This window comes from Ruminobacter sp. RM87, assembly GCF_000701925.1.
Classification (GTDB): domain Bacteria; phylum Pseudomonadota; class Gammaproteobacteria; order Enterobacterales; family Succinivibrionaceae; genus Ruminobacter; species Ruminobacter amylophilus.
Window position 1 is genome coordinate 1 of sequence record NZ_JNKD01000079.1, and the last position, 8,428, is coordinate 8,428.

General features: G+C 44.4%; 11 protein-coding genes and 1 other RNA gene. 9 read left to right on the top strand and 3 right to left on the bottom strand.

Annotation, left to right across the window (positions count from 1 at the left end):
* A partial coding sequence (locus tag T489_RS15275) for a hypothetical protein (RefSeq protein ID WP_031580148.1) occupies positions 1–276 on the top strand: 276 nt, incomplete at its 5' end.
* A 120-nt stretch (positions 277–396) separates the two neighbouring features.
* Here the strand turns inward: T489_RS15275 and T489_RS15720 are convergent.
* Positions 397–1,089, bottom strand: coding sequence for a type II secretion system protein (locus T489_RS15720; protein ID WP_051622080.1), 693 nt, complete (start codon positions 1,087–1,089; stop codon positions 397–399).
* Positions 1,090–1,676: 587 nt separating this feature from the next.
* On the opposite strand from T489_RS15720, the gene T489_RS15790 reads away from it, so the two are divergent.
* A complete protein-coding gene (locus T489_RS15790; protein WP_369791980.1) occupies positions 1,677–1,823 on the top strand; it encodes an IS3 family transposase in 147 nt (48 codons plus the stop codon).
* Positions 1,824–1,966: 143 nt separating this feature from the next.
* Here T489_RS15790 and T489_RS13765 read toward each other — a convergent pair whose 3' ends face one another.
* The gene (locus T489_RS13765; protein WP_084155514.1) at positions 1,967–2,596 is read right to left on the bottom strand and encodes a CvpA family protein; all 630 of its coding nucleotides are present in this window, start codon (positions 2,594–2,596) and stop codon (positions 1,967–1,969) included.
* 392 nt (positions 2,597–2,988) lie between these two features.
* On the opposite strand from T489_RS13765, the gene T489_RS14465 reads away from it, so the two are divergent.
* From T489_RS14465 to T489_RS0111390, 6 genes are all read left to right on the top strand, one after another.
* A complete protein-coding gene (locus tag T489_RS14465; RefSeq protein ID WP_051622082.1) occupies positions 2,989–3,522 on the top strand; it encodes a CidA/LrgA family protein in 534 nt (177 codons plus the stop codon).
* Between the two features lie 2 nt (positions 3,523–3,524).
* Positions 3,525–4,262, top strand: a complete 738-nt coding sequence (locus tag T489_RS0111375) for an LrgB family protein (protein ID WP_232218317.1) — start codon at positions 3,525–3,527, stop codon at positions 4,260–4,262.
* 191 nt (positions 4,263–4,453) lie between these two features.
* Positions 4,454–4,551, top strand: an RNA gene (gene ffs / locus T489_RS14750) — signal recognition particle sRNA small type.
* 334 nt (positions 4,552–4,885) lie between these two features.
* Positions 4,886–6,109, top strand: a complete 1,224-nt coding sequence (locus T489_RS0111380) for an AAA family ATPase (protein ID WP_031580153.1) — start codon at positions 4,886–4,888, stop codon at positions 6,107–6,109.
* 167 nt (positions 6,110–6,276) lie between these two features.
* On the top strand, positions 6,277–6,933 hold the full coding sequence (locus T489_RS0111385; protein ID WP_198020478.1) for an HAD family hydrolase: 657 nt from the start codon (positions 6,277–6,279) through the stop codon (positions 6,931–6,933).
* A 22-nt stretch (positions 6,934–6,955) separates the two neighbouring features.
* Positions 6,956–7,249 carry a DUF1653 domain-containing protein gene (locus T489_RS0111390; RefSeq protein WP_051622084.1) on the top strand — a complete coding sequence of 98 codons (294 nt, stop codon included), beginning with the start codon at positions 6,956–6,958 and terminating at the stop codon, positions 7,247–7,249.
* 250 nt (positions 7,250–7,499) lie between these two features.
* Here T489_RS0111390 and T489_RS0111400 read toward each other — a convergent pair whose 3' ends face one another.
* Complete coding sequence (locus T489_RS0111400) at positions 7,500–7,907, bottom strand: hypothetical protein (protein WP_031580156.1); 408 nt, start codon at positions 7,905–7,907, stop codon at positions 7,500–7,502.
* Between the two features lie 279 nt (positions 7,908–8,186).
* Here T489_RS0111400 and T489_RS0111405 point away from each other — a divergent pair.
* Positions 8,187–8,428: helix-turn-helix domain-containing protein (locus T489_RS0111405; protein ID WP_031580157.1), on the top strand; the 242-nt coding region annotated here is incomplete at its 3' end.

Consider the following 8,428-nt stretch of genomic DNA (forward strand, 5'->3'; position numbering starts at 1 on the left):
TACGCAACAGGTTCAACATATAAGGGAAAAATATTCATTCACCTTCTGGCTCAGACATTGAGGATGATGATGTGCGTCACCGCTGCAGGACATAAAGCCGAGGGAAAAGTACTCCCTGGAGAATCATTGGAAAAGGCAATGATACAGCTTAAAAAGCTTCAGGCTACCAAAGCCCCGGGAATAGGTTCTTACATAACAAAAGAGATCCCTAAAAAAACCAGAGATCTCTTCGACTTATTTGGCATACCTTACCCTAAGAAGCACATCAAAAATTAGAAACTATGATCTGCGGAGTTAGGGTTGAAAAATATTCTCACAGAAAAAGAAAACCGAGGCGACAGCCTCGGTCTTTACGATACTCTCCGGAGCCTGACATCCTACGTCCGGCAGCCCTTTCTAACACCCGTCACTTATAACGGCAACCTTTGACGGATATATGGAACCGTCTTTCAGTTTCACAGGCTGCTGATAAACCACCAGACACAGGTCAGTCTCGAATTTGCTTGGTTCCATGCCGTGAGGAATAAAATACTGAGCGGCTTTGGCGGCGTCGCCAGAGGTCTGACCGGAATTGCCGACTACCTTACCATTGTCGTTAGGGAATCCCGGAACTTTCGTTTTAGCCTCATAACAGTCACACCATTCATACTCGCACACCCCGACAAAACTTCTGCAACGGAACTGATGACCGGCAACTTTTTCCGTACGGCTTTTGGCAATACCTTTATCAACCGCTCCCGGAGGTGTTCCATCAATAAAGTAGCCCATATTGTTACGATCTATATGGCCGTATTTCTTATAATATTTAACACCGTTATATTCAAAATAATTATTCGTGTCCGTATACGATTCAGCATTGAGGTTATCCCCCTGAACCGCGGCTTTGGCCATAATCATCGAATCAGCCGACTTCAGAGCCCCTTTCAGAGCCTCCAGTCTGGCTATTCTGGCATCCCTCTGCAGTGCCATGTACTTCGGAGCGGCAGCACTTGCCAGAATTCCCAGAAGAACAATCACACAGACCAGTTCTATAAGTGAAAAGCCTTTACGAAATTTACGAAAATAGTTATGTCCTGAAACTGCTCTCATCACAACTACCTCCCTCCTGCATTTCGAGCCCAAAACCCGACGATACATCCTGTATCTTTATAAATTCCATTAAATACAACACCGCAGATCCGATGAGACTTTACAGGTATTTTCCTGTTTTTCCCATGCGTTCCGTCGTTATCTTCACTCCGAACTAAACCTGCACTTTAAATTTTAATGCTACTTTAATGTGCTTTATTTGTAAACTAACCTAAATCAAATATTTGAAAAAAATATTAACTTTTTACAGTCAGCCCTCAGAAAACAGCACTCCTCATACTTCAAATATAAGAACATTACATGTCTTAAAAGTAGACAGAATTCTCAAACACATAAAAACATGTAAAAAAACGGTGAAATTTTTTACGGAGATCTCACCTGATGTCATACATTTTATCCGCATTCACATCAGAAAGATTCCATATTCCCTTATATCAGACATTATTTTTATATAAAAATTCAGTTTTACTGACAGTAAAAACCTGAATCTCATTACGCACTCCAAAAAAAATCCCTGCTCCGGCTAGTATGAACCCTGTTATTGCTCACCTGATTGATAACGGGGTTTGTTATTATGAAATTAACTTATGAAGAAAAGCTTCAAATTGTTGAAGATCATAAAAGCTACGGAACAGCTTATACCTATAGAAAATGGGGACTTTCAAAAAGATTATATAAATTGGTACAACACTGACAGGGTTTGTAAAAAACTAAAAGGCCTGGTCTCCAATTAATTTCAGGAAACAAGCCTTAAATTCTGTTAGTATGACCTAGAAACTTAGGTGATCAATTTCTGGGGCCATACTGGGCATGGCATGAAAGCAGGGATTTTTTCAATAAAAATACCGAACCGCATGCATACGGTTCAGAAAATACGTCAGTCGAGCTTTTCCTCTTCAACGGTCACGCCGGCATCGGCGGCAGGAGCTCCTTCAGCCTTTTCTGCAACAGGAGCTTCTTCAGCCTTCTGTTCCACGGTCTCATTTTTTGCGGCATAGCCGGTAACCATTGACTTGCCGAGATTCTCAAGACCGAAAGACTTCAGGGTTGAATCCGCAAGGTGCAGAACCTCAGGCAGAATCTTGGCATCGTTAAACCACGGTTCGCTCTTTAACTTGGTGAAGAAACCGTAATTGAAAGCAAGGGAAAGACCGCAGGCCGCAATCAGAACAATGAGACAGCCTCTTATCGCTCCGAACACGGTACCGAGCATGCGATCCGTTCCGGAAAGTCCGGTCTTCTTTAAAACAAGAGTGATGATGTAATTAACGAAACCGATAATCATCAGAGTGCCGATAAACAGCACGAACAAAGAAACCGCATATCTTACGGCAGTATCATCGGTAAAGGTAATCAGCTTTGAAAAAGCGTCATAGAAGTTGGCGGTCACGAAAAAAGCCGCACCCCAGGCCACAAGAGACAGGATTTCCTTGATGAATCCTCTGATTAAGCTGATGAGAGCGCTTACCGCAATAATACCGATGATGGCGTAATCAATCCACTGCATACCCAAAATTCCAAAAAATACAAAAACAAATAACAGACATCCGTTTTTTAAAAAACCGGATTCCGAATCAAATCAGCACCGTCCCGGATTTTCAGCCCCGGGCATGCTGCACGAAAACAGGAGGCTTTATCGGATTATCTGGGTAATCACTTTCAGATAACCGATATTATACACCGAAAAATCCGCTATTTTTCGGCTTATACCTGCTTGTTTCAAAACCGATGCGGCAGAACATTTCCGTTCACCGCCATATTCACGGCGGTCATTTTATCCTATTCGACACATAAAGTTAACACCGGTATACAATTTTTTAACCTGAATACAGTCTCTCACGCCTAAAAAATCAGGTACTCCGTTCATTATGTTGCATAATGAGATCACCGGAGTATAATGTGATACATATCAAAATATTCAGAAACAGGACGGTACGCTTCATGACCGCTTTTCTTAAAAAGACATTATGGCTTGCCATAAGTTTTCTTCTTATATACGCCTGTCTGTTTGTCGGAAAACAGATCTCGTCACTCCTTCCCTTTGTTTTTCCGGGAAGCATTGTCGGACTGCTGATTCTGTTCCTCTGCCTGGAGTTTCGAATCATCAGACTTGACTGGATCATGCCGTCAGGCTCGCTTTTCCTCAAATACATGGCCCTGCTGTTCATGCCTTCAGCCATCGGCATCATCACCTATCTCAATGAGGTTTACTCCTCCATGGTGCTGATTATCTTCAACATGGTATCGGGTATAGCCCTGATTCTTCTGGTGGTGGGCAGAATGTTCCAGCACATGAGCGAAACCCCGGAGGAAAGAAGAAAGCGCAAGCTTATGTATAAACGGGCTCTGAGATTCAAAAAGCTGGCGAAACGGAAGCTTTCAACTCTGAGCGTCCCGGCTGTGGCAGAGTCAGATTCAGGAGTGGCCAGATAACAATGGATTACATTACGTCATTTTTTACCGGACATCAGTGGATGTACTATGTCGCCCTGCCGTTATCCGTAGGACTGTTCTTTCTTGTCCGCGCCATCCAGATGAAAACCAGATGGTCGATTCTCAATCCGCTGCTGATTCCTGTCATCATCATCGTGTCCCTGATTCTGGTTACGGGAGCGGATCCGAAGGAATATCAGGATGGAACCTCCGTCATCACCTGGCTGCTTGAACCATGCATAGTGGCACTGGCAATTCCGCTCTACCTCAAGTTCAAGCTGATAAAGTCACAGGCGGTACCGATTCTCATCTGCTGCACGGTTTCCATCCTCATAAGCTTTGTGATTGCCTATGTAAGCTGCCATCTCATGGGCGTGAATCAGAATATGATTCCTACCCTCGGGGCAAGATCCATTACCACTCCCCTGGCCATGGACGTGTCAGACCGTCTGGGAGGAATCAGCTCCATCACCGCCTGCATTGTATGCGGTGTCGGCATTCTCGGAGCCGTAATAGGCTTTCCGCTGATGAAGCTTTTTCACGTACGCAATCCGAAAGCCCAGGGGCTTGCAATCGGAGCCTGCGCCCATGCCGTAGGCACCTCAGCCGCCAACGAGCAGGGAGAAACTCAGGGAGCATACTCATCACTGAGTCTTATAGTCTGCGGTGTAATGACCACATTTCTGGCGACACCTATCTTCATGCTGCTGAATTTTCTGGACACCCTGTTCAACTGGTAGTCCTTACGGTAACAGGTCTGTACACAAAATAACCTGTTACCAATGCCTGCCCCCTGTTTTTTACGATACACTTAACAAAAAACAATCAAACAGACCTTTTTTTCGGTTTTTAATGCAAAAAGCTCTTGCACTTTTCCGGAATTGGCATAAGATAGTCAATGTCTGAAGCGACAGACAATCTCAGTAATGGGGTTTGGTTCTCTCGTATTCCATGTCTGCGTACCCGGCCAGGTCCGGAAGGAAGCAACCAGCGTGGAATTTTGGAAGTACCGAGATGCAGCTAGGCCCCACCTAAACAGATTCCTTTTATCTCTCAATCAGTCAAATCAGTTTATATTCATTGTTATACCGATTCGTCGGATCTGTTTTCATTTTAAGATTTTTACAGATTCAAAGCCGGAAACATTCAACATGAAAAAAAGCTGAAAACCGTAATCTATCCGCAATCTTACGGAACCTGACGTGAGCAACTGAGAGCCAGTCATTCAAATTTAACAAAAGCACTACTCAAAAGCACTAAAAGTCTTTAAAATTAATCTGTATCGTCGGCTGCCGGTAAACCGTGTCCTTATACCGTGTTTATTCAGCAGCGCATGCAGGTTAAACTTATACGGGTTAAGGGTATGAACTTTTTCGAAAACACCTCTCATCAGAGCTTTTCCGATCTTATTCTGGGAGAAAACATCTATATCGACAAAACCTCTCAGATAGCCAACCTGTATAAAAAGCACAACAAGTTCGAAATACTCATCAGGCCCTGGGGTTTCGGTAAAACCCTGCTTCTTGATACCATCAAATTCATTTTCACCAACGGAGTGGAGCATTCCTTCATCAGAAACCTGAATATCGCCACCATGGACATGGAAATTCCGAAGCAGACAGTTCTCAAGCTCGATTTTTCCGACCGCAAGATTCAGTCAGCCGAAGGTTTCCGCAGCTTCATCTACTCCTACTACAAGTCTTATCTGTTCGAACAGAACATTCAGGTCAAGCTTAACAGCGAACTGAACACCTACTGGCTCACCATGCACTTCATACGTGCTGTTGCCAGAACCAGTCCCACCGGACAGATTGTGTTCCTCATAGATAACTACGATCAGCCGTTCCTGCGTTTTCTGGAGGACAGAGTCGTCAACTTCCCTGCCCTCTATAATGAAATGCTTGATTTCTATCATGCTCTCTATGACCAGGTGGAATACATTGACTGGCTGCTGCTCTGCGGTGAAACCAAATTCGCGCTTTCCACGGAAAAGCATGAAGGACTTCCATATATTTCCGACGTAAGCTACAGTGATCAGGGAACATGCATCTGCGGTTTTTCCCATGGGGACATCCGCAAATACTATGATGACTTTCTGCAGGATGAAGCGGACGCAAACGAAGAAACAGTAAACATATTCCTGGGCAAGATTACCGACTGGTACGGCAGATACCGTTTCACTCCGCACAACATTCCCGTAACCCGTCCCTACAGCATAAAATCATACTTCAGTCAGAATGCCGGCAGTACCGCACTGAGATCATTCTACCCGGTGGAACGGTTCTACAATTTCCTGCCGAAGCTTATCGCCAAATACGGCAGAAACCATGAAAGACTTCTGGCTCCGAACGACTGCGGATACACATTCTCAGACAATCTGGATCCGTATAACATCAACATGTTCTCCCTGCTGTCGCAGCTGGGCTTCTATTCATTCAGCTCCATCACTCTGAGCAAGGTTTCATCCTGCTTCCAGAGATACAGATACCAGTCAAACATGGTTAACAATGAAATGAATGAATGCTACCAGAAAATCCTTGCCATGGCTGAAAAACTGAGAAACCGCGGCAAACAGACCGCCTCTTAGCAAGTCTTTCCACCGCATCGGCAGAAAAAGCAGTGACTGAGGAATAATTCCGCCGTGAAAAACATAAAGCATACATGTTCCGGATCCTGTACAATATGAATCCCGGCGGTCTGCAGTCGTCTCTGCATCCGCCGGCTTGTTCACATAACACGGCAGGAGAAATCATCATGGCTCTTAAAATCTTTGATATCGACGGCACCATCCTGAGGGGTGACAGCAACGATCAGTTTTTCAAATGCCTCATAGACCATAAAATCATTACTCCTGACTATATGGATTTCAATCGTGAAGCCGGAGCCAGATTCTACAGCGGCACACTGGATATTCTGGAGTACTACCGTTATGTCATAAAGCCCATAGCCGGAAAAACCGAAGCTGAACTAAAGGATCTGCTCGATGACTATCGCGAAAACTACCTTAAACCGCATGTCTACCCTAAAGCTCAGGAGCTTATCAGCAGATTCAGAAATGAGGGACATGTGATTATTCTGGCATCAGCAACCATGGATCTTCTGGTTAAGCAGACGGCTGAACTCATCGGAGCCGACTTTTTCATCTCCACCAGAGTAAAATACGACGAGGAAGGACGCATCAGGGACGTATATCCCGATTTCTGCCATCAGGAAGGCAAGAGAGCAAGATTAAAGGCTCTGTGTCAGGAAAAAGGACTTAATCTAAAAGACAGCAGCGGATATGGTGATACAATTAATGACATACCTCTGCTCGAAACCGTGGATCACGCTTTTGTGGCCAATCCCGGCGTACACAGTGAAAAGCTGCTGCATATAGCAGCAGAAAGAAACTGGCAGACCATCAGATTTTAATCACAGAAAAAGGAGAGAATCCATGACCGCTGAAAGCAGAAACGGGGAACTACGCGAATTCAGAGTCGGAGACATTGTCCGTCATTTCAAGAGAGAATACGTCAATCAGGATACCGCAGAATACCTGTACCGTATCGTGGCTTTCGCCTCACACACCGAAACAGGTGAAAAACTCGTAATCTACGAAGCTCTTTATCCTCCATACAAGGTATGCGCCAGACCGTATGAAATGTTCATCAGTCCGGTGGATCGCAGCAAATATCCTGACGCTGCTCAGGAATACCGTTTCGAAACGGTTCACCGCGTAAAGCCCTGATATTCTCCCCTGCCTAAAGGCGGGTTGAGGTTCACATTCCCGCCGTGTTCTTCGGCTGTGCCTTACACTGAAGCCGGCATATTCCGCACCTGTCTGTCTTCAACGCAGATCATTGCGCGTTTCTGGCTGATTTGAATTGAAACTCTGTACCCAAAATAAAAAAAGAGAACCCCGTCATCAGTCACGGGATTCATCCTGAAAACTCACGCGTGCAGAATACCGGCCGGCCGGATTACGCGCAGTTCTGAAATTATTCTTCCCTTACCCTTCTGCAGCTTAAGGAATAACCTCTCGGCGCCAGCCAGGTGGTTTTATTACAGTATTCGCAGACATAAATTCTGCCGATTCTGATGCTTCTTCTGAAAAAGATCCCCTTCTTCTTGTAATACATCACATAGCAGTCGACCAGTCCGGCAATTCCGGAAATCTGAGCCGCATCCTTGCGGATGCCGTAAACCTTGGTTCCGTCGCTGGTTGTAAGATTGTCCAGAAAACGGCTGGTCTCGGCAATACCTTCCAGAAATACCGGCTTTTCGGGTACCAGCCCGAAATCAGGTTCATTAATGTGCTTTTTCAGAATGGAATCATTTCTGCCGGCAAGCTTTCTGCGACAGTCTTCATATTCATCAGCAACGTTCTTTTGGGAATCCTGTTCCATTATTCACCTAAAAATATCAATACGGATAAATCCTCTTTCCTGTTACATCAATATTACAACACAGACCTGAAAGTACCTTAACATGACAGACGTATTTGTGATTAATAACGGTATTTACTCCGCTTTTCGACTGTATATTGAACACCTGCAACAGGCAATAAAAAAGTAAACATGGCAAAACCATGATTCAGGAACTGTTAAACGATCGCAAAAGTTGACCACCTAAACGAATTAAAGTTGACCACCTGCAAACAAGAAAAAACAGACAACGGAGTGGTCATGAAAAAAGCCAAAAATCGTAAAATGCCGGAATATCTCGTAAGGAAAAAACGGTATTACAAGATGTTTGATTCAATCTTTCAAAATCAGATCAATAAACTTTCTAAACAAGGACAGTCAATCAGGGGAATAGCCAGAAAATTAGGAATTTCAAGGCAATCTGTTCGCAAATACATGAACGGAACCCCAAAGTACAAGGCTCCGGTACAGGACAGCTTTAATAACTATCTGAAGATTAACAG

What these genes read in the sequence shown, in the direction of transcription:
- T489_RS0111390 (WP_051622084.1), top strand. Translation starts at nt 6,956, where the DNA reads ATGACCGCTGAAAGCAGAAACGGGGAACTACGCGAATTCAGAGTCGGA.
- T489_RS0111385 (WP_198020478.1), top strand. Translation starts at nt 6,277, where the DNA reads ATGGCTCTTAAAATCTTTGATATCGACGGCACCATCCTGAGGGGTGAC.
- T489_RS0111380 (WP_031580153.1), top strand. Translation starts at nt 4,886, where the DNA reads ATGAACTTTTTCGAAAACACCTCTCATCAGAGCTTTTCCGATCTTATT.
- T489_RS0111375 (WP_232218317.1), top strand. Translation starts at nt 3,525, where the DNA reads ATGGATTACATTACGTCATTTTTTACCGGACATCAGTGGATGTACTAT.
- T489_RS0111400 (WP_031580156.1), bottom strand. Translation starts at nt 7,907, where the DNA reads ATGGAACAGGATTCCCAAAAGAACGTTGCTGATGAATATGAAGACTGT.
- T489_RS15790 (WP_369791980.1), top strand. Translation starts at nt 1,677, where the DNA reads ATGAAGAAAAGCTTCAAATTGTTGAAGATCATAAAAGCTACGGAACAG.
- T489_RS13765 (WP_084155514.1), bottom strand. Translation starts at nt 2,596, where the DNA reads ATGCAGTGGATTGATTACGCCATCATCGGTATTATTGCGGTAAGCGCT.
- T489_RS15720 (WP_051622080.1), bottom strand. Translation starts at nt 1,089, where the DNA reads ATGAGAGCAGTTTCAGGACATAACTATTTTCGTAAATTTCGTAAAGGC.